A 20,158-nucleotide genomic window follows, 5' to 3' on the forward strand; every position below is an offset into this window, starting at 1 on the left:
GGGTGGTGAGGGCCTGCGGCGCACGGCGGCCGGGGCGGACGGGGTGGCCGGGGTGGCCGGGGTGGCCGGGGCCTGTGCGGCCCGGCGCGGTCCGGTGCGCTCCGGCGCTGGTTCGAGACCTGCGCCTATACCACCGGCCGGAAGGCGTGACATCAGAGTCATTCCTTTGACTGCACTTGACAGTTCTAGTCAACTGGAGGTCCGATAGGTTGTCAATGACGACCTATCAAGACCACGCCAAGACAATACTTCTGAGTTACCTTCAGTGACTCTGAAGTCATGACGAGTCAGACGGAGGAACCGCATGGGCGGTCTGCTCGACGGAAAGCGGCTGGTTGTCACCGGTGTGATCACCGAACGCTCCATCGCCTACGCGGTGGCCCGGCTCGCTCAGGAACAGGGCGCCAAGATCGTCCTCACCGCGTACGGGCGGCCGAGTCTGGTGGCCCGGCTCGCCCGGCGGCTCCCGGAGGAGCCCCCCGTCGTGGAGCTGGACGTCACCGACGAGGCACAGCTCGCCACGCTCGCCGCCCGGGTCGGCGCCCACCTCGACGGGCTCGACGGCGTGCTGCACTCCGTCGCCAACGCCCCCGCGGCCTGTCTGGACGGCGGCTTTCTGACCGCACCGTGGCGCGAGGTCTCCGCCGCGCTGCACACCTCGACCTACTCCCTGGTGGCGCTCACCATGGCCTGCCGGCCGCTGCTGCGCCCCGGCGCCTCGGTCGTCGGGGTGGACTTCGACGCCTCCCGCGCCTGGCCGGGCTACGACTGGATGGGCGTCGCCAAGGCGGGACTTGAGGCATGCTCGCGCTATCTGGCGCGGGACCTCGGCGGACAGGGCATACGGGCCAACCTCGTCGCGGCCGGACCGCTGCGCACCCTGGCCGCACGGGGCATCGGCGGCGACGGACCGTCCTTCGAGAAGAGCTGGGCGACCCGCGCGCCACTGGGCTGGGACCCCGAGGACGCGAACCCGGTCGCCCGTACCTGCGTGGCCCTGCTGTCGGACTGGTTACCCGCCACCACCGGCGAGATCGTGCACGCCGACGGCGGCCGCCACATGATCGGCGACTGACGGCCGATGACGCCCGCACCCCCGCGCCCCGCCGCCCCCGCACCGCCCACCAGCCTGCGCTGCGGTCCGTACACCATCGACCGGGAGCGGATCGCCGTCTTCGCCGCCGCGCTCGGCGACCCCCACCCCGCGTACACCGACCCGGCCGCCGCCCGCGCCCTGGGCCACCCGGACACCATCGCCCCGCCGACCTACCTCGTCACCCTCGCCGCACGCGCCGAGGACGCCCTGCTCAGCGCCCGGCCCCAGATCACCAGCCTCGACGGCGCCGTGCACCGCTCCCAGTCGCTGCGCCACGCCCGCCCCGCACACGCCGGGGACACCCTCCACGCCACCGTCCGCCTCACCGGGGTCAGCGCCCTCGCGGGCTGCGAACTGCTCACTCTGGACTGCGAGTTCCATGACGCGGCCGGGCTGTGGGTGGCCACCACCACCTCCGCACTGCTGTGCCGCGTCGCCCCCCGTGAGCCTCCCGCTCAGCCCAGGCCGGGCAGCAGGCGGCCCCGCGCCCGACGCCCCCTCGACCCCACGGGAACGGAGCACCCATGACCGACACCATCGCCCCTCCGGTCGCCGCCGCCCGGCTCGTCGACGGCACCGCGCCCCCGCTGGACGGCACCGCGCCCGCGCTCGGCGGCACCGGCCGGCTCGACGGACCGGCGCTCACCCGCCGGGTGCAGACCACCGCCCACGCCCTCGCCCGCCTCGGTGTCCGCACCGGCGACCGGGTCCTGGTCCAGGGCGACAACAGCATCGACTACGTCGTGACGCTGCTGGCCCTGATGCGGCTGGACACCTCGCTGATCCCGGTCGACCACCGGCTCTCCGCCGCCGACGCCACCGCGGCCGCCCGCCAGGCCCACGCCCGCTGGCTGGTCACCGCCGCCGACCACGCCACCGCGTTCCCCGGCATCCCCGACCGCCGCGTCATCCACTACCCAGGGCTGGCCGCCGACGCCCCGCCGCCGCCCCCGTCCGAGGTCGATCTGACGCCCTGGTTCCGCCGCCCCGACGCGCTCGTCCTGTGGTCCTCGGGCACCACCGGCCGCCCCAAGGGCATCGTCAAGCCCGGCCACGCGGTCCTCGACAACTCACTGCGCACCATCGAGGCGATGGGCTACCGCGCGGACGACGTCCTCGCCCCGCTGCTGCCGTTCTCCCACCAGTACGGGCTCTCCGTGATCCTGCTGTGGTGGCTGGCCCGCTGCACCCTGCTGGTCACGCCCTACCAGCGGCTCGACGCGGCCGTCACCCAGGCCGCCGCGCACGGCGCCACCGCCGTGGACGCCGCGCCGTCGACCTACCACTCGCTCCTGGGCGTGGTGCGGCGCCGGCCCGAGGTACGCGCCGGGCTCGCCGGCGTCCGCGTCTGGGGCGTGGGCGGGGCACCGCTGCCCGCCCCGCTGGCGGAGTCCTTCCGCACGACGATGGGCCGCCCGTTGCTGGACGGCTACGGCCTGACGGAACTCGGCAACGTCGCACTGGCCACCCCCCACGCACCGCACGGCTGCGGGCGTCCGCTGCCCGGCGTGCGGCTGCGCGTGCTGCGCCCCGACGGCACCGCTGCCGACCCCGGCGAGCTGGGCGTCATCGAGGTGCGCTCCCCCGGGCTGATGGCCGGCTACCTCCAGGAGGACGGCTCGCTCACACCCGTCGATCCGGACGCCTGGTACCCGACGGCCGATCTGGGCAGCGTCGACACCGACGGCACCGTACGGGTGGTGGGTCGCAATCAGGCCGTGCACCGGCTGGGCTTCACGCTCTACCCCGAGAGCCTGGAGCGTCGTGCCGAGGCATGCGGGCGCCCGGTCAAGGTGCTGGCGGTCGCGGACCAACGCCGCGGCAGCGCCCTGCACTTCGTGGTCGCGGACCCCGAGGGCGAGGCTCCGCTCACCTGGCGCCGGCGGCTCGCCGAGCACCTCGCGGAGTACGAACAGCCCAACGCCGTTCATGTCGTGGGCCACTTCCCGCTCACGGCCAACGGCAAGCCGGACACACGCGCGTTGCGTGCTCAGCTGGGGCTGGAGCTGGGAGTGGGTCCGGAACCGGTGCCCCGGCAGGGGGGCGGCCGCTAGAACTCCGGGCGCTGTGGGGGTCGTTCAGGTCGGTGGGTGTCCGCTGCCGCGTGAGCGTGACCGGCTCTGCGGGCGTTTCACGTGAAACATCTCGGCGCCTTCACCGGGACTGTGCCGGTTCTGTGACCGGCGCTGTGCCGACGCTGTGCCGGCTCTGGGTCCGGGCCTGCTCCGGCCCGGCGGGTATGCCTCAAAAGCCGCCGCTGACCGGCTCAGATGCTGCGGCTGATGTGCGTGTGGCGACGGGCCGCCGGGATGACCGCGGAGCGCGCGTCCACGTCGGCGTGCAGCGCGGCGTCGGCCGTGGCGGCGGGCAGCGGGTCCATACCGCGGATGCAGCGGCTGCGCAGGCCGGGCGAGGCTCCGTGTGCCTCGGCGCTGATCCGCTGCTTGATCGTCGGCGGCAGCTCCGGCCGGGCGAACATCCGCAGGCCGGACGAGGTGTGGCCGAGCCCCGGTACGGCGCGCGGTCCTGGCACGGTGGGCACGGCTCTGGCAGCGGGCACCTTGCGGGCACCCGTTCCCGGGTCCTGGTCCGGTTCGACGCGGTGCACCGCCTTGGGCGTCTCGTCGCCCGGGGTGTCGGAGCCGCCGTTCGCGTCGCCCAGGGTCCGCTCGTACAGCGCGGCATCCCGGCGCGCCGCCGACGCCGCCGCGGAGACGCCCAGTGACGCCAGCAGCTTGCCGAGCATCGCCAGGCACACCGCCCAGAACTTCATGACCTTGGTCGCAGCCATGGTCCCTCGCTTTCGATCTGGATCTCCCCGTGAGATCCGTTGCCGCTACTTCCTTGTTGTGCGCGTCTTCGTGGTGCGGGTACTTCGTCGTGCGGGTACTTCGTCGTGCGGGTGCTGCGTGGTGCGCGTACTTCTGCTGCGCCGCTGCAGTTGCGGAGCTCCGGTCGCATCGCTTACGTTGCGCCGCTTCTGTTGCGTTTTCTTATGATGAGTACGCAATGGGAGGATTCACGGACCGACGCCCCCGGATCGGCGTTCTTCGGATGAACACCACCCGTACGCAGTAGCCGCCGCCCTCGGGCGCAGGTCGGCGGCGGGTCGCCGGCCGCTCGGGCGACCGGCCGCGGCCTCCTCGCACGCACGGGACGAGGCGCCGCGGATGCGCGCGGCGGACTCCTGGGATATGGCGGCGGGCCTCCCGGCTCAGGCCGGTGCCGGCTCCCCCGTGCGGGCCATCTCGGCCATGATGCGGACGGCCTCGGGTTCGGGGGTGTCGGGCGGGATGATCAGCAGGTCCCAGCGGCCGTGGCCGGGGGAGACCAGGCAGATGGTGTCCGGGCCGGGGCGTCCGGTGGTCCTGCGGAGGCGGACGACATGGCCGTCGACGAGGGTGTGGGTGGGCAGGGCGGGCCAGCCCGCGCCGTTCACCGTGGCGTGGGTGATCCGCGGCCAGTCGAAGGGCAACGCGATCAGCAGCTCGGGGAGTTCGGCCAGCAGGTCGGTGGAGTGCGGCCACCAGACACCGTCGATGCGCCGCACCGTGGCGGCGTGCGGCGCGATGGTCAGGCGGGCGACGGGCGGTGGGGCGTGGTGCCCGGGGTGCGCCGAGTGCGCAGGGCCCCCGGAGTCGGTGGTCATGCGGTGCTCCTGATGCGACGGGCGGCGACCCGGGCGGGGTCGGGCCAGCGCACGTTCCAGACCCAGCCGAGGCGTTCGAAGAGCCGGATGACGGCCGCCGACACATCGATCTGACCGCGGTCGACGCCGTGCCGGGCGCAGGTCGGATCGGCGTGGTGGAGGTTGTGCCAGCTCTCGCCGAACGACAGCAGGGCCAGCGGCCACAGGTTGGTCGCCCGGTCGTGGCGCCGGGTGCGGAACGGCCGCTCACCGATGACATGGCAGAGCGAGTTGACGCTCCAGGTGACGTGGTGCAGCAGCGCGATCCGGATGAACCCCGCCCACAGCAGGGCGGTCAGTGCGGTGACCCAGCTGCCGCCGAGCGCGAAGCCCAGCGCGAACGGCAGCCCGAGGGTGAGCAGGCACAGCGCGGGGAAGGCGCGGTCCACGGCGCGGATCCCGCGGTCGGCGAGCAGATCGGGCGCGAAGCGCCGGTGCGAGGTGGGGTCGTTGCGGAAGAGCCAGCCGATGTGGGAGTGGACGAGCCCGCGCAGCTGGCCGCGCAGGCTGGTGCCGTAGCGGTAGGGGGAGTGCGGATCGCCGGGGCGGTCGGTGTAGGCGTGGTGGCGGCGGTGGGTGGCGACCCAGTCGATGACATCGCCCTGGAAGCTGAGCGAGCCGGCGAGGGCGAGCGCGATGCGCAGCGCGGGGGCGGCGGTGTAGCTGCCGTGGGTCAGGCCGCGGTGGAAGCCGATGGTGACGCCCAGGCCGGAGACGACGTAGAAGACGGCCAGCAGGACGAGATCGGTGAGGTGGACGACGCTGCCCCACAGCAGGGGGATGGCGACGCCCAGGCCGACGAAGGGGGCGACGACGATGATGCCGGTAACCGTGACGTACATCCGCCGGCCGCCGCTCGGCGGAGGGTCCGCGCCGCTGTCGGGGAACGGCGAGGTCCCGTCGTAGTCCCGCGCCGACGGGAAGGTGCGGGCGGTCGAGGTCACAGGTCGCTACCCGCCTTACCGGAGGGCGGCGGGCTGCCGGCCACCCGTGGTCCGGCGCGGCCGCCACCACGCGGCCGCCTGTGCATCCGGTGCCGCACCGACTGCTTCCAGTCCGCGTACCGGTGGGTGGCCATCCGTCCGGCCTGCTGGGCATTGACCCGGGCGATGAACAGCGCCCCCAGCGCGACCAGCGCCAGCAGCACGACCACGGTCAACAGAGTCTGCATGGTGCTCACCTCACCGAATCCCTGGGTGGTCCCTGGGCGTCCCGGGGGGCCGTTCGGTGTGCCGGTTTGCCTCCAAGGTACCCCTCGGCAGCCCGGTACATCCCCTTATGGGTGGTGATACCCCGCGGGCTCCCGGTGCACCCCGCGCCGGGGGTCGTGGCGCGGCAACTTCTACAAGACTGTAGATTTTACTTACGCATGACCATCACGCGTGACCATCGCTTCACACATGGAGGAGACCCTCATGGCGCTGTGGGACCGGATCAAGGATTCCGCCCAGACGATGCAGACCCAGCTCGTCGCCAAGAAGAACGACCTCAAGAGCGGCGCCTTCCGGGACGCGAGCATGGCGATGTGCGCCCTGGTGGCCGCCGCCGACGGCACCGTCGACCCGACCGAACGCCGGCGGGTCGCCCAGCTCATCGCGTCCAACGAGGTGCTGCAGAACTTCGCCGCGGACGATCTCCAGCGCCGCTTCGACGGCTACCTCGACAAGCTGACCGCCGACTTCGACTTCGGCAAGGTCAGCGTGCTCCAGGAGGTCGGCAAGGTGAAGAAGAAGCCGACCGAGGCGCGCGCGGTCATCCAGATCGGCATCGTCATCGGCGGCGCGGACGGGGACTTCGACAAGACGGAGCAGGCGCTGGTGCGCGAGGTGTGCTTCGCGCTGGGCATCGCGCCGGCCGAGTTCGATCTCTGACCGACGCGGTCCGGTTCCCGCGCACGCGCGCCGTACGGCCTACGGGCGGGCGGGTGCGGTACCGGCCTCCGGGGCGGGCGGGAGAGGTACGGCGCCCAGCGGCGGCCGCTCCGCTCCCGCCCGCCCCGGACGGGACGCTCGGGCGCCGACGCTCAGACGTTGACGCCGAAGTCCGCGGCGATGCCCGCCAGACCGGACGCGTACCCCTGGCCCACCGCGCGGAACTTCCACTCCGCACCGTGCCGGTAGAGCTCGCCGAAGACCATCGCGGTCTCGGTCGAGGCGTCCTCGCTCAGGTCGTAGCGGGCCAGCTCGGCCCCGTCCGCCTGGTTGACGACGCGGATGAAGGCGTTGCGGACCTGGCCGAAACTCTGCCCACGGCTCTCCGCGTCGTGGATCGACACCGGGAAGACGATCTTCGCGATGTCGGCGGGCACGGCCGACAGGTTGACGTTGAGGGACTCGTCGTCCCCCTCGCCCTCGCCGGTCAGGTTGTCGCCGGTGTGCTCCACCGAGCCGTCGGGGCTGGTGAGGTTGTTGTAGAAGACGAAGTGCGCGTCCGAGGCGACCTTGCCCGCCTCGGTGCACAGCAGCGCGCTGGCGTCCAGGTCGTAGTCGGCGCCCGTCGTCGTCCGCACGTCCCAGCCGAGGCCGACCGTGACCGCGGTCAGTCCGGGCGCTTCCTTCGACAAAGAGACGTTGCCGCCCTTGGCCAGCGAGACTCCCATGGCTTCCTCCAGGTTGTTGCCTGCGTTCCGGGATCGGCCAAAATCTACAGGAGTGTAGAAGCAGGGGGGGGCGAGTCTGCGGCGCCGGGCGACAGGCCGGTGTCCGAGCGCCCGGATCCAGCCACTCGACGACCGGCCACGCCGTAAAATGCCCCGATGTCCCGGTGGACGGGACACCCGGCGTGATGGGAGGCGACGGCATGGGCGGCAAGCCCTTCGGGAAGGCGCCCGGCGCTGGGGGTGCCCGCCGGCGCGGACAGGGCGAGCTGGAGGCCCAGGTACTGGCCGCACTGCACCACGCACCGGGCCCGGCCTCCGCCGCCTGGGTGCAGGAACGGCTCGGCGGCGACCTCGCGTACACGACGGTGATGACGATCCTGTCCCGGCTGCACGCCAAGCAGGCCGTCACCCGCGAGCGGTCCGGCCGCGCCTATCTGTGGACTCCGGCCGCCGACGAGGCCGGGCTCGCCGCGCTGCGGATGCGCCGCGTCCTGGACGGCGAACCGGACCGCGATGCCGTACTGACCAGCTTCGTCTCCGCACTCTCGGCGCACGACGAGCAGCTGCTGCGCACCCTCCTCGACCGTGCCACGACCGGCGTCGGCGACCCGGCCGACGCACCGGCCCCGGCCGCGGAAGCCCCCGCGGCCCCCGCCCGGCACCACCCCTCGGACGAAGCGCGCGGAGGCTGACCGGTGGGCGTCTTCGTGTTCCTGCCCCTCGTCCTGCCGCTCACCGCGCTGCCGATCGCCCGGCTCGCGGAGCAGCACCTCCACCCGCGCGTCACCACCCGCCTGCTGACGCTGCTCGCCACGGTCCTGGGCGTGTGCAGCACCCTGTGCCTGGCGCTGCTGATGGTCGTCGGCACCGCCCAGCTGCCCGGCAATCCGCTGCCCGACGGCTGGTCGGACCCCGAGGTGCGGGCCGCGGTCCCGTACGCCGAGGTGGCCGGCGCCGCCGCGATCCCGCTGCTGGCCGCCGCGCTCACCGTCTGCGCCGCCGCACTGCGCCGACACCGCCGGATCCGGGCCCGTACGCACCGCGCGCTGGACGTCCTGCCGGCCGGTGCCGACCCCGCGGTGCTGCCCGACGACGATCCGTACGCCTACGCCGTGCCCGGCACCCCGGGCCGCCCCGGCCGCCCCGCCAGGCCCGGCCGGATCGCGGTCTCCCGCGGCATGCTGGGCAGCCTGGACGGCGACGAGCGGCGCGCGCTGTTCGCCCATGAACAGGCGCATCTGCGCTGCCACCACCACCGCTATCTGCTCGCCGTGCGCCTGGCCGGCTGCGTCAATCCGCTGCTGCTGCCGCTGCGCTCCGCGGTCGCCTTCGCCACCGAGCGCTGGGCGGACGAGGAGGCGGCGCGGGTGGTCGGCGACCGGCGGCTGACCGCGCGCGCCGTGGGCCGGGCCGCGCTGATCTCGCGCCCGGGGCCGGCTCCGGAGCTGGCCCACTTCGCGGCGCCCGCGCCGGGACCGGTGCCGCGCCGGGTGGCGGCGCTGCTCGGGCCCGTGCCGCCGGCCCGGCACTGGCCGCCGGCACTGACCCCGGCGGGCCTGGCGGCGCTGATGGCCGCCGCGGGCACGGCCGCCTCCGCGCTCTCCGCGCTCAATGCGGCGGTGGCGCTGTTCCTCGTCCTCAAGGCGGCGACACCGCTCTGACGCCGTCGGCGGACCGGGCCGGACACGCCGGAGTGCGCCCGGTTCGCCGTTCCCGGGGCGGTCGGCGCGCTCTCGCGGCACACTGATCCCTGACCCTCACCGGGACCCGCCCGCAGACCGCTGTGAGCGGTCGCATAACCGGCAACTTCTACAAGCTTGTAGACACACCGGTAGAGTTGCGCGGACATATGCGCAACAGGCGCGTCCGGAGGGGGAGATGGCGACGAGGTGCGGACTCCTGAGCTGGGACTGCCCGCCTCCAGAGGCGGAGGTGCGATGGGTCTATCAGCCCGTGGAGGTCCAATACCCGGACGGCACATGGGAGTTGGGCCGGATCAGCGCCTGGTGGACCGACGACGCGGGAGAGCTGTGGTGCCGGCTGCGCACCCTTCCCGGCGGCACGGGTCCGCAGTGGCATCGCTACGACCCCGACGCCATCCGGCTCCTGCCCAGCACCGGCATCTGACCGGCCGCCTCCGCCGGTTTCCGCTGGGGCCGGCCTCGGGCGCGGTTTCACGTGAAACCGTGCCGTCCCCCGCACAGCTCCACTCGTACTCCCCGCACCGCTCGCATCACCAGCAGCAGAAGGACCAGAAGGGCCATCGGCGTGCATGACAGGCAGACGCACCAGAAGACGGCCCGACGGGGCGGCGGAGCACCCGACTCGTCGCGTTCCGGCGATGACTCACGTCCCCGCGGCAACGGCTCCCGGGCGGGCGGCGGCGGGTCCCGCCGTAGGCCCGACGGCTCCTCCCGCACGGCCGACGGTCCCTCCCGCGCGGCCGGCAGGTCCCGGCGGGCGGGCGGCACCGGCAAGGTGCGGATGACCCGCCGCGGGCGCATCGTCGCCTGGACCGGCGGCGTGCTCGGCGTCCTGCTGCTCGGCGCGGCGGGTGTCGGCGTCTGGGCCTATATCCAGCTGGACGGCAACATCCGCGGCGCGGACATCAGCGTCGACGGCAAGCGGCCGACCAACCTCAGCCCCGGTTCCAAGAACATCCTGCTGGTCGGCTCCGACAGCCGCGCGGGCGCCAACGCCAAGTACGGCAGGGACCTGACCACCATGCAGTCGGACACGCTGATGGTGCTGCACATCTCCGCCGACCACGAGTGGGCCACCGCGCTGTCCTTCCCTCGCGACTCCTGGGTGCAGATCCCCGCCTGCACCCGCGGCAACGGCACGAAGTCGGCCCCGCACCACTTCAAGATCAACGAGGCGTTCTCGATCGGCGGCGACGGCGGCGACATCTCCAAGGCGGCGGCCTGCACCATCAAGACCGTCGAGCAGAACACCGGACTGCGCATCGACAACTTCGCCTCGATCGACTTCCAGGGCTTCAAGGGCATGGTCAACGCCCTGGACGGCATAGAGGTCTGCCCCAAGCACGCGATCCACGACAAGAAGGCCCACCTCGACCTGGAGGCGGGCTGCCAGACCGTACGGGACGAGAAGGCGCTCGGGTACGTGCGTACCCGCTACAGCGTCGGCGACGGCTCCGACCTGGGCCGCATCGGCCGCCAGCAGGAGTTCATGAAGGCGCTGGGCAAGAAGGCACAGGAGAAGCTGACCAGCCCCGGGGCGCTCTACGACTTCCTCGACTCCGCGACCAAGTCCGTGACCACCGACAGGGATCTGGACGGCATCGACGCGCTCACCGACCTCGCCTCGACGGTCAAGGACATCCCCAGCGACCGCCTCACGTTCGTGACCGTGCCCAACTACTACCGCGAGGCCGACGTCCCCACCGACAAGGCCAATGTGGTCTGGCAGTATCCGCAGGCCGGCCAGCTGTTCAGCGACGTCGCCCATGACCGCGAGATCGGCGCCGCCGGCAAGAAGAGGCTCGCCGAGGCCGCCAAGAACCCCGTCACCGCGCACTCCGTCCAGGTCCGCGTCCTCAACGGCACCGGCACCCCCGGCCAGGCCGCCTCCGCCGCCGAGCAGCTGCGCAGGCTCGGCTTCACGGTGATCGCCACCGGCAACGCCCCGGCGACCGACAAGACCGCCCTCACCTACCCCGCCGGGCTCAAGGTCCAGAGCGAGGTGCTCGCCGCCCATCTGTCCGGCGCCAAGGCGACCGAGTCGGCCGGCGCGGCACCGGGCGCGGTGACGCTCACGATCGGGCCGGACTTCGCGGCGAAGTTCGGCGGGTAGGGCGGTCCGGGCGCACAAGGCTGTGCGGCGGCATCCCGCCGCCGCACGTCGTCACCTCGCATCGCCGGGGCCGTCGGACCCGCAGCTGCTCCACGTCAGACCCGCAGGTGCTCCACCGGCCGGGCCGTGTGCACCTCGATGTCGTGCGCGGCCCGCTGCACCAGCTGATGGCTGAGGTCCGACATCGCCCGGGCCACCGCCAACTCGTCCCCGATGGCCGGGACGTTCTCATCGGCAGGGTTGCAGCGAGCCGTCCCCTGGCCGACCATCTGCCCTCCTTCCTTACCGCGCAGCCTGGCCTCGGCCCTGACCTCGCTGTCGGTCTCCATGATCGTGATCTCGGCATTCCACATCTTCGTGGTCACTGGAAGCCTCCTCATACGCCCCATACGCAGCACAGGACCTGCCCCCACCAAAATCGTCGCACCACCGACGACGGGCCGCACCTGGGGATCACCGCACCTCAGGTGTGGGGTTTTCCCCATGGTGGGGGAGGCGGCGGGCGACCTAGCCTGAGGTTCGTGGCGCCGGAGTGGGGACCGGGCCGCTCACCTCAGCAACTTTCCAGCACACCGGGGGACTTCATGAGCAAGCGCGTCCGCGTCATCGGGACCGTCGCGATGGTCTGCGTCGGGGCGTGGGGCCTCGGCGCCTGCGGGCTGCTGCCGGCCAAGACCTTCAAGGACGACGCCGCGGTGTCGAAGAAGATCACCGCCATCCGGATCGACGGCGACTCCGGCGGGCTCACGGTGCACGGCGGCAAGGGCGGCGGCGCGGTGTCGGTGCACCGCGCCGTCACCTACCACGGCGACCGGCCCGAGGGCAGGACGTACCGCGTCGAGGACGGCGTGCTGGTGCTCGGTGACTGCGGCGACGAGTGCTCGGTGGACTACACGATCGAGGCGCCGGCGGGCATCCCGGTGAGCGGGGAGACCTCGAACGGCTCGGTGAGCCTGAGCAAGGTGGGCGCGGTGGAGGTGACCACCAGCTCCGGGGAGGTCGAGCTGGACGGCGCCACCGGAGCGGTCCACGTACGGACCTCCAACGGCCAGATCACCGGACGCGGCCTGTCGGGCCGGCATATCGACGCCGAGACTTCCAACGGAAGCATCGAGCTGTCCCCCACCACCGCGCAGAACATCCGGGCGAAGACGTCCAACGGCTCCGTCACGGTGCGGGTGCCCAAGGGCCCCTACCGAATATCCGCACAGACCAGCAGCGGCGACAAGGACATCGACGTGGCGAGCGATCCGGCGGCGCGTTACCGGCTGGACCTCATCACCAGCAACGGGGACATCACCGCGGAGCCGGCCCAGGCCGGCTAGTCAACGGGGCGGCCCGGGACCGACCGGCAGGGCCCGCCCGGCGGGTGCGCGCCCGGCAGGTGCCGGCGCGTCCGCCCGGTCCCTGCCGTCGCCGCCGCCGCACGGGCCGCCGGTGCTCAGTCCTCGCCCTCCAGCTCCCCTTCCGTCTCCAGGAATGCCTCGCGCAGGGCCGCCAGCGTCTCGGCGTCCGGCTTCTCCCACATACCGCGGGACTCGGCCTCCAGAAGGCGTTCGGCGATGCCGTGCAGGGCCCAGGGGTTGGCCTCCTGGAGGAAGGCGCGGTTCTCGGGGTCCAGGACGTAGGTCTGGGCGAGCTTGTCGTACATCCAGTCGGCGACCACGCCCGTGGTGGCGTCGTAGCCGAACAAGTAGTCCACGGTCGCGGCGAGTTCGAAGGCGCCCTTGTAGCCGTGGCGGCGCATCGCCTCGATCCAGCGGGGGTTGACCACCCGGGCGCGGAAGACCCGGGAGGTCTCCTCGACGAGGGTGCGGGTGCGGACCGTCTCGGGCCGGGTGGAGTCGCCGATGTACGCCTCGGGGGCCTTGCCCTTGAGCGCCTTGACGGTGGCGACCATGCCTCCGTGGTACTGGAAGTAGTCGTCGGAGTCGGCGATGTCGTGTTCGCGGGTGTCGGTGTTCTTGGCCGCGACCGCGATCCGCTTGTAGGCGGTCTCCATCTCGTCCCGGGCCGGGCGGCCCTCCAGCCCGCGGCCGTAGGCGTAGCCGCCCCAGACGGTGTAGACCTCGGCGAGGTCGGCGTCCGTGCGCCAGTCGCGGGAGTCGATCAGCTGGAGCAGGCCCGCGCCGTAGGTCCCGGGGCGGGAGCCGAAGATCCGGGTGGTGGCGCGGCGTTCATCGCCGTGCGCGGCCAGGTCCGCCTGGGCGTGAGCCCGTACGAAGTTCTCGGAGGCGGGCTCGTCGAGCGAGGCGGCCAGCCGTACGGCGTCGTCCAGCAGGCCGATGACGTGCGGGAAGGCGTCCCGGAAGAAGCCCGAGATGCGCAAGGTGACGTCGATACGGGGGCGGCCCAGCTCGGTGAGCGCGATCGGCTCCAGGCCCGTTACGCGGCGCGAGGCGTCGTCCCAGACGGGGCGGATGCCCAGCAGCGCGAGGGCCTCGGCCACGTCGTCGCCGCTGGTGCGCATCGCGCTGGTGCCCCAGAGGGAGAGGCCGACGGACTGCGGCCATTCGCCGTTGTCGGTGCGGTAGCGCGTCAGGAGGGAGTCGGCGAGTGCCTGGCCGGTCTCCCAGGCGAGCCGGGAGGGGACGGCCTTGGGGTCGACGGAGTAGAAGTTGCGGCCCGTCGGCAGGACGTTGACCAGTCCGCGCAGCGGGGAGCCGGAGGGGCCGGCCGGGACGAAGCCGCCGTTGAGCGCGTGGACGGCGTGGTCGATCTCGTCGGTGGTGGCGGCGAGGCGCGGCACGACCTGGCGGGCGGCGAAGTCGAGGATGTCGGCGACCGCGTCCGGGTGGCCGTCGGCGATGCGGGCCACCGCGGCCGGGTCCCAGTCCGCGTCCTCCATCGCCTGGACCAGGGCGCGGGCCGTCTCCTCGGCCTCGTCGGCGGTCGTGCGGGTCGCGGCGGACTCGTCGAGGCCGAGCGCCTCGCGCAGACCGGGCAGGGCCTGTGTGCCGCCCCAGATCTGCCGGGCCCGCAGGATGGCGAGCACGAGGTTGACGCGGGCCTCGCCGGTGGGGGCGCCGCCCAGGACGTGCAGACCGTCGCGGATCTGGGCGTCCTTGACCTCGCACAGCCAGCCGTCGACATGCAGCAGGAAGTCGTCGAAGCCCTCGTCGTCGGGGCGTTCGTCCATCCCCAGGTCGTGGTCGAGCTTGGCGGCCTGGATCAGCGTCCAGATCTGGGAGCGGATCGCGGGCAGCTTGGCCGGGTCCATGGAGGAGATCGCCGCGTACTCGTCGAGGAGCTGCTCCAGGCGCGCGATGTCGCCGTAGGACTCGGCGCGGGCCATCGGCGGGACGAGGTGGTCGACGAGGGTGGCGTGGACCCGGCGCTTGGCCTGGGTGCCCTCGCCCGGGTCGTTGACCAGGAAGGGGTAGACGAGCGGGAGGTCGCCGAGCGCGGCGTCCGGGCCGCAGGCGGCGGACAGGCCCGCGTTCTTGCCGGGCAGCCACTCCAGGTTGCCGTGCTTGCCCAGGTGGACCATGGCGTCGGCGCCGAAGCCGCCGTCCTCCTGGGAGGCCGCGATCCAGCGGTAGGCCGCCAAGTAGTGGTGCGAGGGGGGCAGATCGGGGTCGTGGTAGATCGCGATCGGGTTCTCGCCGAAGCCGCGCGGCGGCTGGATGATGATCAGGAGGTTGCCGCGGCGCAGCGCGGCCAGGACGATGTCGCCGTCGGGGTCGCGGCCCGGTTCGCCCGCGTGGCTGCGGTCGAGGAACATCTCGCCCGGCGCCGGGCCCCAGTGCTCCTCGACGGCGTCGCGCAGCTCCTGCGGCAGCGTGGCGTACCAGCGCCGGTAGTCCGCGGCCGGGATGCGGACCGGGTTGCGGGACAACTGCTCCTCGGTGAGCCACTCCTGGTCGTGGCCGCCGGCCTCGATGAGGGCGTAGATCAGCTCGTCGCCGTCGCCGGACTCCAGACCGGGGACGGGCTCGGCGGTCTCGTCGCCGAAGTCGTAGCCCTCCGCCCGCAGGCGGCGCAGCAGGGCGACCGCGCTGGCCGGGGTGTCCAGGCCGACGGCGTTGCCGATGCGGGAGTGCTTGGTCGGGTAGGCGGAGAGCACCAGCGCCAGGCGCTTGTCGCCGGCCGGGATGTGGCGCAGCCGGGCGTGGCGCACGGCGATACCGGCGACGCGGGCGGCGCGCTCGGGGTCGGCGACGTACACCGGCAGGCCGTCCTCGTCGACCTCCTTGAAGGAGAACGGAACGGTGATCAGGCGCCCGTCGAACTCGGGGACGGCGATCTGGCTGGCGGCGTCCAGCGGGGACAGCCCCTCGTCGTTCTCCTCCCAGGCGCTGCGCGATCCGGTCAGGCACAGGGCCTGGAGGATCGGCACGTCGAGCGCGGCGAGCGCCCCCGCGTCCCAGGACTCGTCGTCGCCGCCGGCGGATGCCTCGGCGGGCTTGGTGCCGCCGGCGGCCAGGACGGTGGTGACGATCGCGTCGGCCGGGCGGAGGGCGTCGATCAGCTCCGGCTCGGGCGCGCGCAGCGAGGCGACGAAGAGCGGGCGGGCGCGGCCGCCGGCCGCCTCGATCTGCTCGCACAGGGTCCGCACGAAGGCGGTGTTGCCGCTCATGTGGTGGGCGCGGTAGTAGAGCACGGCGACCAGCGGGCCGCTGTCGTTGCGGCTCTCCCGGTCGAGGGGGCCCCAGGTGGGCGCGGGCGCCGGCGGCTCGAAGCCGTGGCCGGTCAGCAGGACGGTGTCGGAGAGGAAGCGGGCGAGCTGGTCGAGGTTGGCGGGGCCGCCGTGCGCGAGGTAGGCGTGCGCCTCGGCCGCGATGCCGACGGGGACCGTGGACTGCTCCATGAGCTGGGCGTCGGGGGCCTGTTCACCGGTGAGCACGACGACCGGCCGGTGCTGGTCCTCGGCGAGCAGCAGGTCCAGGCCCTCCTGCCAGGCGCGGATGCCGCCGAGGAGGCGTACGACGACGAGGTCGGTGCCCTCCAGCAGCGCGGGCAGCTCGGCCACGTCGAGGCGGGCGGGGTTGGCGAGGCGGTACGGCACCGGGCCCGTGGCCGCGCGGGCGCTGAGCAGGTCGGTGTCGGAGGTCGACAGCAGCAGAATCATGCGAGCGCAGGCCTTCCTCGGGGTGTCCGCGCCCCGGGTGGTCGTATGGACGGCGGGAGTTCCTGGCTCACCCGGCGCTGGCCGGGTTCACAGTGGCGGGACCGCGCCGGATTCTCACCGGGCTTCCTCCCTTGGGCGCCGTCGCTGGCGTCCGGTGGGCCAGCCGACCCACCGACCTGCATAGTAAGGGCTGCGGACGGCCGAGGTAAGCGGGCCCGGGGGCCGGCCGCCGGGGACCGCCGTGCTCCGCCCCGGCCGGGGCCGCGGCCGCGTGGGTGGCCGGTCCGCGCCTGGTCCGTGGCCGGATCCGCCCCGGATCGGCCGCCCGGCGTCGTGGGTATGCTCGCCGCCATGCCGCCCTCCCCCTCGATCCGGCCCCTGGGGTCCGAACCGCCCCTGCGGGACCGCGGTGACGCCTGCCCGGGGGCGCTGCGACTGCACCCGGCGGCCGACGGCGGGCTGGCCCGAGTGCGGGTGCCCGCAGGCGACTTGACGGTGCGTCAGGCCGAAGCGCTGGCCGACGCCGCGGACGCTCTCGGGGACGGCCGGCTCTCCCTGACGTCCCGGGGGAACGTGGAACTGCGCGGCCTCGCCGAGGGCTGCGGCGGCCGGCTCGCCGCGCTGCTGCGCGACGCCGGTCTGCTCCCCTCCGAGCACCACGAACGCCTCCGCAACATCCTCGCCTCCCCGCTGGCCGGGCTGGACCGGCACACCCCTGCTGACGTGCGGTTGTGGGCCCGTGACCTGGACTCTTCGCTCTGCGCGAGCCGGTCGGCGACCGCGCTGTCCGGCCGTTTCCTCTTCGTCCTGGACGACGGGCGGGGCGATGTGGCGGCGCTGGGCGGGGATGTGAGCTTGGTCGCAGAACCCTCCGTGGCGGCCGACCGGACCGGCGCCGGTGGCACGGCGCTGCTGCGGGTCGGTGACGATCCGGCGGCGCTGCGGATCGCCGGCCCGGACGCACCGCGCGCCGCGCTCACCGCCGCCCTGACGTTCCTGGACGCCGCCGCGGCGAGCGGCAGCGGCGCCTGGCGGATCCGCGAACTGCCCGAAGGGCACACGCTGACGACCCGGCACGTCGCCGAGCGGCTCCAGGCGGCGGGCATCACGGCGGAGCGGGTGACGGACGGGGCAGCGGCTCTGCGCTCGGCGACCGCGCGCGCCGAGGAGTTCCCCGACTCCTCCGCTCCAGGTGTGGTCGAGGGCGCCGACGGCCGCCGCGCCCTGTGCGTGCTGGCCCCGCTGGGCCGGCTGAGCACCGCCCAGTGGCGCCTGCTCACCGCCGTCGCCGCCCAGGACGGCTCCGGCGCACTGCGCCTGACGCCCTGGCGCGGAATCGTCCTGCCCGGTCTGGCGCCCGCCGCGGCCGCCGCCCGGTCGGCCGAGCTGTCCGCCGCCGGCCTGGTCACCGACCCGTCCTCCCCCTGGCACCGCCTCGGCGCGTGCACCGGCCGCCCCGGCTGCGCCAAGTCCCTTACGGACGTCCGCGCGGACGCCGCGGACGCGGTCGCCGCGGGCGCGCGGACGCCGGACGGCGGCCCGGCCGTCCCCGCGGGCGGCACGCCCGTCCACTGGTCCGGCTGCGAGCGCCGCTGCGGCCACCCTCACGGCACCTGGGTCGACGTCCTGGCAACGGCGGACGGCTACCAGATATCGGTCGTACGGCCGGATGCACCACCAGCAACGCAAGAAACGAGGCCACAGTGACCGCCTTCGACTACGAGAAGGACGGTGCGGCGATCTACCGCCAGTCCTTCGCCACGATCCGCGCCGAGGCGGACCTCGCCGGGCTGCCCGCCGACGTCAGCCGGGTGGCGGTCCGGATGATCCACGCCTGCGGCATGGTCGACCTCGTACGCGATCTGGCGTTCACCCCCGAGGTGGTGGCCAACGCCCGCAAGGCGCTGCGCGCCGGTGCGCCGATCCTGTGCGACGCCAACATGGTCGCCAGCGGCGTCACCCGCAAGCGGCTGCCGGCCGACAACGAGGTGCTGTGCACGCTCGCCGACCCGTCGGTGCCGGACCTGGCCGCCCGGATGGGCACCACCCGCAGCGCCGCCGCGCTGGAGCTGTGGCGCGACCGCATGGAGGGCGCCGTGGTGGCCGTCGGCAACGCCCCCACCGCGCTCTTCCGCCTGCTGGAAATGATCGAGGAGGGGGCGCCCCGGCCCGCCGCCGTCCTCGGCATACCCGTCGGCTTCATCGGCGCGGCGGAGTCCAAGGACGCGCTGATCGCCCACCCGTCGAAGCTGGACCACATCGTGGTGCGCGGACGCCGGGGCGGCAGCGCCATGGCCGCGGCCGCGATCAACGCCCTGGCAAGCGAGGAAGAGTAAGCGTGAGCGAGCAGCAGCTGACCGGTCGCCTCTACGGCGTGGGCCTCGGCCCCGGTGACCCGTCCCTGATGACCGTGCGTGCCGTCCAGGTCATCGCCGCGGCCGACGTCATCGCGTACCACAGCGCCCGGCACGGACGGTCCATCGCGCGCGCGATAGCCGCCGAGCATCTGCGCGCCGACCACATCGAAGAGCCGCTGGTCTACCCGGTCACCACCGAGTCCACCGACCACCCCGGCGGCTACCGCGGCGCGCTCGACGAGTTCTACGAAGAGGCCGCGGCCCGCCTCGCCGTCCACCTCGACGCCGGCCGCACGGTCGCCGTCATCTCCGAGGGCGACCCGCTCTTCTACGGCTCCTACCAGCACATGCACAAGCGGCTGGCGCACCGTTACCCGACCGAGGTGATCCCCGGGGTCACCTCGATCAGCGCCGCCGCGGCCCGCCTGGGCAAACCGCTCGCCGAGGCCGACGAGGTCCTGACGATCCTGCCCGGCACCCTCCCGGAGGAGGAGCTGACGGCCCGCCTGGCCTCGACCGACACCGCGGTCGTGATGAAACTGGGGCGCACCTTCCCCACCGTCCGCCGGGCGATGGAACGTTCCGGCCGCCTCGCCGAGGCCCACTATGTCGAGCGCGCCACCATGTCCGGCGAACGCACGGACAATCTGGCCGACATCGACTCCGACACCGTCCCCTACTTCTCCGTCTCGGTCGTCGCCAGCCGCGTCGCGGAGCAGTCCTACCAGGCCCCCGAGGCGGCGCCGGACCCCGCCGCCGAGCCCTCCGGCCCCGGTGAGGTCGTGGTCGTCGGCACCGGACCGGCCGGCCCGCTCTGGCTCACCCCGGAGTCCCGCGGCGCCCTCGCCGCCGCGCAGGACCTCGTCGGCTACACCACCTACCTCGACCGCGTCCCGGTACGCCCCGGCCAGCGCCGCCACGGCTCCGACAACAAGGTCGAGTCCGAACGCGCCGAACTCGCCCTCGATCTGGCCCGCCGCGGCCGGCGGGTGGCCGTGGTCTCCGGCGGCGACCCGGGCGTCTTCGCCATGGCCACCGCCGTCCTCGAAGTCGCCTCCCAGGACCCCTACCGCTCCGTGCCGGTACGCGTCCTGCCCGGCGTCACCGCCGCCAACGCCGCCGCCGCCCGCGCCGGCGCCCCGCTCGGCCACGACTACGCGGTCATCTCCCTCTCCGACCGCCTCAAGCCCTGGGAGGTCATCGCCGCCCGCCTCCGCGCCGCCGCGGGCGCCGACCTGGCCCTCGCCCTGTACAACCCCGGCTCCCGCAGCCGCACCTGGCAGGTCGCCAAGGCCCGCGAACTCCTCCTGGAACACCGCGCCCCGGACACCCCGGTCATCCTCGCCCGCGACATCGGCGGCCCCGAGGAATCCGTCCGCACGGTTGCCCTCACCGACCTCGACCCCACCCAGGTCGACATGCGGACCCTCCTCATCGTCGGCTCATCGCAGACAGAGGTGGTGCGGCGCACCGACGGACGGAACGAGGACGTGGTGTGGACACCACGGAGGTACCCGGAGGCGTAGCCGGG

General features: G+C 73.6%; 19 protein-coding genes and 1 riboswitch. Of the genes, 12 read left to right on the forward strand and 7 right to left on the reverse strand.

Annotated elements, in window-relative coordinates; genetic code table 11:
- Positions 1-304 precede the first annotated feature (304 nt).
- The 3 genes from fabI to ACZ4NB_RS02425 are packed head-to-tail and all read left to right on the forward strand — an operon-like array spanning position 305 to position 3,150.
- On the forward strand, positions 305-1,075 hold the full coding sequence (gene fabI / locus ACZ4NB_RS02415) for an enoyl-ACP reductase FabI (RefSeq protein ID WP_467657777.1): 771 nt from the start codon (positions 305-307) through the stop codon (positions 1,073-1,075).
- Positions 1,076-1,081: 6 nt separating this feature from the next.
- Positions 1,082-1,624, forward strand: a complete 543-nt coding sequence (locus ACZ4NB_RS02420) for a MaoC family dehydratase (protein ID WP_467657778.1) — start codon at positions 1,082-1,084, stop codon at positions 1,622-1,624.
- Positions 1,621-3,150, forward strand: coding sequence for a class I adenylate-forming enzyme family protein (locus ACZ4NB_RS02425; RefSeq protein ID WP_467657779.1), 1,530 nt, complete (start codon positions 1,621-1,623; stop codon positions 3,148-3,150). The genes ACZ4NB_RS02420 and ACZ4NB_RS02425 overlap by 4 nt, the downstream gene beginning before the upstream one ends.
- Before the next feature lie 212 nt (positions 3,151-3,362).
- Here ACZ4NB_RS02425 and ACZ4NB_RS02430 read toward each other — a convergent pair whose 3' ends face one another.
- The 4 genes from ACZ4NB_RS02430 to ACZ4NB_RS02445 all read right to left on the reverse strand — a co-directional run bounded on the left by ACZ4NB_RS02430 (position 3,363) and on the right by ACZ4NB_RS02445 (position 5,955).
- Positions 3,363-3,887, reverse strand: coding sequence for a DUF6344 domain-containing protein (locus tag ACZ4NB_RS02430; RefSeq protein WP_467657780.1), 525 nt, complete (start codon positions 3,885-3,887; stop codon positions 3,363-3,365).
- Between the two features lie 423 nt (positions 3,888-4,310).
- Positions 4,311-4,745, reverse strand: coding sequence for a DUF5994 family protein (locus tag ACZ4NB_RS02435; protein WP_467657782.1), 435 nt, complete (start codon positions 4,743-4,745; stop codon positions 4,311-4,313).
- Positions 4,742-5,728: an acyl-CoA desaturase gene (locus ACZ4NB_RS02440; RefSeq protein ID WP_467657783.1), complete on the reverse strand. Its 987-nt coding sequence runs from the start codon at positions 5,726-5,728 to the stop codon at positions 4,742-4,744. Before ACZ4NB_RS02440 ends, ACZ4NB_RS02435 begins: the two co-directional genes overlap by 4 nt.
- On the reverse strand, positions 5,725-5,955 hold the full coding sequence (locus ACZ4NB_RS02445) for a hypothetical protein (protein WP_467657784.1): 231 nt from the start codon (positions 5,953-5,955) through the stop codon (positions 5,725-5,727). The genes ACZ4NB_RS02440 and ACZ4NB_RS02445 overlap by 4 nt, the downstream gene beginning before the upstream one ends.
- A 244-nt stretch (positions 5,956-6,199) precedes the next feature.
- On the opposite strand from ACZ4NB_RS02445, the gene ACZ4NB_RS02450 reads away from it, so the two are divergent.
- On the forward strand, positions 6,200-6,655 hold the full coding sequence (locus ACZ4NB_RS02450; RefSeq protein ID WP_467658208.1) for a tellurite resistance TerB family protein: 456 nt from the start codon (positions 6,200-6,202) through the stop codon (positions 6,653-6,655).
- Between the two features lie 152 nt (positions 6,656-6,807).
- Here ACZ4NB_RS02450 and ACZ4NB_RS02455 read toward each other — a convergent pair whose 3' ends face one another.
- Positions 6,808-7,383, reverse strand: a complete 576-nt coding sequence (locus ACZ4NB_RS02455) for a TerD family protein (RefSeq protein ID WP_384424110.1) — start codon at positions 7,381-7,383, stop codon at positions 6,808-6,810.
- A 200-nt stretch (positions 7,384-7,583) separates the two neighbouring features.
- Between ACZ4NB_RS02455 and ACZ4NB_RS02460 the strand changes: the two genes are divergently transcribed.
- The 4 genes from ACZ4NB_RS02460 to ACZ4NB_RS02475 all read left to right on the forward strand — a co-directional run bounded on the left by ACZ4NB_RS02460 (position 7,584) and on the right by ACZ4NB_RS02475 (position 11,199).
- Complete coding sequence (locus ACZ4NB_RS02460) at positions 7,584-8,075, forward strand: BlaI/MecI/CopY family transcriptional regulator (protein WP_467658209.1); 492 nt, start codon at positions 7,584-7,586, stop codon at positions 8,073-8,075.
- A gap of 3 nt (positions 8,076-8,078) precedes the next feature.
- Positions 8,079-9,044 carry a M56 family metallopeptidase gene (locus tag ACZ4NB_RS02465; protein WP_467657786.1) on the forward strand — a complete coding sequence of 322 codons (966 nt, stop codon included), beginning with the start codon at positions 8,079-8,081 and terminating at the stop codon, positions 9,042-9,044.
- A gap of 271 nt (positions 9,045-9,315) precedes the next feature.
- Entirely contained in the window at positions 9,316-9,510 is a 195-nt protein-coding gene (locus ACZ4NB_RS02470) for a hypothetical protein (protein WP_467657787.1), read from the forward strand.
- Between the two features lie 357 nt (positions 9,511-9,867).
- A complete protein-coding gene (locus ACZ4NB_RS02475; protein ID WP_467657788.1) occupies positions 9,868-11,199 on the forward strand; it encodes an LCP family protein in 1,332 nt (443 codons plus the stop codon).
- 95 nt (positions 11,200-11,294) lie between these two features.
- On the opposite strand, the gene ACZ4NB_RS02480 is transcribed toward ACZ4NB_RS02475, so the two are convergent.
- Positions 11,295-11,552: a DUF1876 domain-containing protein gene (locus ACZ4NB_RS02480; protein WP_467658211.1), complete on the reverse strand. Its 258-nt coding sequence runs from the start codon at positions 11,550-11,552 to the stop codon at positions 11,295-11,297.
- Between the two features lie 231 nt (positions 11,553-11,783).
- Between ACZ4NB_RS02480 and ACZ4NB_RS02485 the strand changes: the two genes are divergently transcribed.
- On the forward strand, positions 11,784-12,524 hold the full coding sequence (locus ACZ4NB_RS02485) for a DUF4097 family beta strand repeat-containing protein (RefSeq protein ID WP_467657789.1): 741 nt from the start codon (positions 11,784-11,786) through the stop codon (positions 12,522-12,524).
- Between the two features lie 116 nt (positions 12,525-12,640).
- Here the strand turns inward: ACZ4NB_RS02485 and cobN are convergent, their stop codons facing one another.
- Positions 12,641-16,270: a cobaltochelatase subunit CobN gene (gene cobN / locus ACZ4NB_RS02490; RefSeq protein WP_467657790.1), complete on the reverse strand. Its 3,630-nt coding sequence runs from the start codon at positions 16,268-16,270 to the stop codon at positions 12,641-12,643.
- 34 nt (positions 16,271-16,304) lie between these two features.
- A riboswitch (cobalamin riboswitch) is annotated at positions 16,305-16,453 on the reverse strand.
- Between the two features lie 168 nt (positions 16,454-16,621).
- Between cobN and cobG the strand changes: the two genes are divergently transcribed.
- The 3 genes from cobG to ACZ4NB_RS02505 are packed head-to-tail and all read left to right on the forward strand — an operon-like array spanning position 16,622 to position 20,153.
- On the forward strand, positions 16,622-17,977 hold the full coding sequence (gene cobG, locus ACZ4NB_RS02495) for a precorrin-3B synthase (protein WP_467657791.1): 1,356 nt from the start codon (positions 16,622-16,624) through the stop codon (positions 17,975-17,977).
- Positions 17,974-18,606 (forward strand): precorrin-8X methylmutase, encoded by a 633-nt coding sequence (locus ACZ4NB_RS02500; RefSeq protein ID WP_467657792.1) that lies wholly within the window; start codon positions 17,974-17,976, stop codon positions 18,604-18,606. The genes cobG and ACZ4NB_RS02500 overlap by 4 nt, the downstream gene beginning before the upstream one ends.
- Positions 18,607-18,608: 2 nt before the next feature.
- Positions 18,609-20,153, forward strand: coding sequence for a precorrin-2 C(20)-methyltransferase (locus tag ACZ4NB_RS02505; RefSeq protein ID WP_467657793.1), 1,545 nt, complete (start codon positions 18,609-18,611; stop codon positions 20,151-20,153).
- Positions 20,154-20,158 lie beyond the last annotated feature (5 nt).

This window comes from Streptomyces sp. NPDC026575 (assembly GCF_055567415.1).

Excerpts from the sequence above, each read along its gene's own strand:
- ACZ4NB_RS02450 (WP_467658208.1), top strand. The coding sequence starts at position 6,200 with ATGGCGCTGTGGGACCGGATCAAGGATTCCGCCCAGACGATGCAGACC.
- ACZ4NB_RS02480 (WP_467658211.1), bottom strand. The coding sequence starts at position 11,552 with ATGTGGAATGCCGAGATCACGATCATGGAGACCGACAGCGAGGTCAGG.
- ACZ4NB_RS02455 (WP_384424110.1), bottom strand. The coding sequence starts at position 7,383 with ATGGGAGTCTCGCTGGCCAAGGGCGGCAACGTCTCTTTGTCGAAGGAA.
- ACZ4NB_RS02430 (WP_467657780.1), bottom strand. The coding sequence starts at position 3,887 with ATGGCTGCGACCAAGGTCATGAAGTTCTGGGCGGTGTGCCTGGCGATG.
- ACZ4NB_RS02460 (WP_467658209.1), top strand. The coding sequence starts at position 7,584 with ATGGGCGGCAAGCCCTTCGGGAAGGCGCCCGGCGCTGGGGGTGCCCGC.
- fabI (WP_467657777.1), top strand. The coding sequence starts at position 305 with ATGGGCGGTCTGCTCGACGGAAAGCGGCTGGTTGTCACCGGTGTGATC.
- ACZ4NB_RS02420 (WP_467657778.1), top strand. The coding sequence starts at position 1,082 with ATGACGCCCGCACCCCCGCGCCCCGCCGCCCCCGCACCGCCCACCAGC.
- cobN (WP_467657790.1), bottom strand. The coding sequence starts at position 16,270 with ATGATTCTGCTGCTGTCGACCTCCGACACCGACCTGCTCAGCGCCCGC.
- ACZ4NB_RS02445 (WP_467657784.1), bottom strand. The coding sequence starts at position 5,955 with ATGCAGACTCTGTTGACCGTGGTCGTGCTGCTGGCGCTGGTCGCGCTG.
- cobG (WP_467657791.1), top strand. The coding sequence starts at position 16,622 with ATGCCGCCCTCCCCCTCGATCCGGCCCCTGGGGTCCGAACCGCCCCTG.
- ACZ4NB_RS02475 (WP_467657788.1), top strand. The coding sequence starts at position 9,868 with ATGACCCGCCGCGGGCGCATCGTCGCCTGGACCGGCGGCGTGCTCGGC.
- ACZ4NB_RS02485 (WP_467657789.1), top strand. The coding sequence starts at position 11,784 with ATGAGCAAGCGCGTCCGCGTCATCGGGACCGTCGCGATGGTCTGCGTC.
- ACZ4NB_RS02435 (WP_467657782.1), bottom strand. The coding sequence starts at position 4,745 with ATGACCACCGACTCCGGGGGCCCTGCGCACTCGGCGCACCCCGGGCAC.
- ACZ4NB_RS02425 (WP_467657779.1), top strand. The coding sequence starts at position 1,621 with ATGACCGACACCATCGCCCCTCCGGTCGCCGCCGCCCGGCTCGTCGAC.